The following is a 1,555-nucleotide window of genomic DNA, read 5'->3' on the forward strand; positions in this document are numbered from 1 at the left end:
TAAGTACTGCGAGGTTTTGTTTTACAAGGGTGGGACGCAACGCGGGCGCGTAATGTTCCCAGCGCGGAAAAAGTTCCCGATAAAAGAATTTTGTTGTGTAGAAAATACTAGGAAACAAAGCTCTGACCCGCATGAAAAGCATTCTCTTTTTCGTGCAAATGCGGGACGGCATCCCCCCGGTGTGGGGACACAAGCCCCCAAAACACGAACAAAGCCTCGCCAGAGATTCGGCGAGGCTTTGCACTTTGTACCGTTGGAGGCTGCCGCTGTGGCTGCTGTCGTTGCAGCCGCAGCCGTAACAGCGGGTACTACTTGCGGCGGACGGCGGTGAAGTAAACCGCCACTGCTGCGATCAGAATGAGGGCCAGGATTCCCAGGCCGATGTACAGAATCGTGTTGCTCTGGGAGGCATTGTCGATGTCCTTGGCCTGGGCGTCGGACTCGTCGTCGCTAGAGTTGCTGCCCTTCGCGTCGCCGTTGCCGTTGTCGTTGGTTCCTGGCGGCTCGGGGGTGGGTGCCGGTCCGGGCTCTAGAGGCTGACGCCACTCCGGTCCATCGACCTTGTTGCCTTCCAAAGCGGTGGACAGACGGAACTCGATGTCTTTAGCTTGCATTCCGTTGTCTTTGCCTCCATCGAGGGTGACCATGACGTACCATTGGCCAGCATCCGCAGCTTCCTGATGCGCCGCATTTTCTTCGCGGTTGCGGTAGAAAACGTACGGCGTTCCCACAGCACGTGCGGTGACGAGAACGTCTTCGTCCAGAGATTCGGACCAAGGGTTCGAGGTTATTGTGCGGCGAGGGGAAGCGATGTGGATTTCACCACCGCGGTATTTATCCGTGTTTTTCTTGTCGAACTCGACTTCCGCGAGGGGGCGCTGTCCCCAGTCGACGTTCATGCGGTAGAACTTCGTCTCACCGGGGACGAGTGTGTCGGATACAGTGCCCGGAGTGATTTCGGTTGCATCGTTGTAGGAGTTGCCGCCGGGTGTCGGCTTCGGGGAGGTGCTCGGCACCTTGACTTTATCCTTGTCGTCGCCTTCCGGAATTTCGCGATCGTTTTCCGGGCCGGCTTCAGAGCCATCGACTTGGGGCTCAAACCCGATCATGATTTCGACTGGAAGCTCACCGGTGGATGGTGAACCAACACTGTTGAGCTTCACTCGGTATTTGGTGGGATCGCAGTCTTCGGCGGGTTCGATCGTCGTTGATTGGCCTTCAGGCGGATCCGGCCAGTTTGTGCTCGAGGAGTAGCCACCGCCCTCGTCGCTGCAGCTGTCGTTCTTGTATTCCACCCGGATGCCGTAATAAACGTCATCACCGCCCTCGAACCCAGTTGGTACGAGGTTAGCGGAAATCCTAGCCTTCTTGCCTTCGGGGACGCTGATGCTGAACCACTTGTCGTCGCCGTCTTCTCCGCTTTCTTGGTTAATGGGCAGGGTGCTTTGGTAGAGGCCTTCGCCGAGGTAGAACCCGTCGGTGGCGTTGTCGGCGAGTTGGACTGGGGTGCCTGCGGATTCGTAGTTGCCGGCGACGCGTTGGGCGGCGTCGGTGA

1 pseudogene is annotated in these 1,555 nt (G+C 57.9%); it reads right to left on the reverse strand.

The features are described 5' to 3' along the window. Positions 1-308 precede the first annotated feature (308 nt). Positions 309-1,555, reverse strand: a pseudogene (locus MHX52_RS10265) (hypothetical protein); the annotation flags it as partial.

This window comes from Corynebacterium sp. ACRQJ, from assembly GCF_022346045.1.
GTDB lineage: Bacteria > Actinomycetota > Actinomycetes > Mycobacteriales > Mycobacteriaceae > Corynebacterium > Corynebacterium evansiae.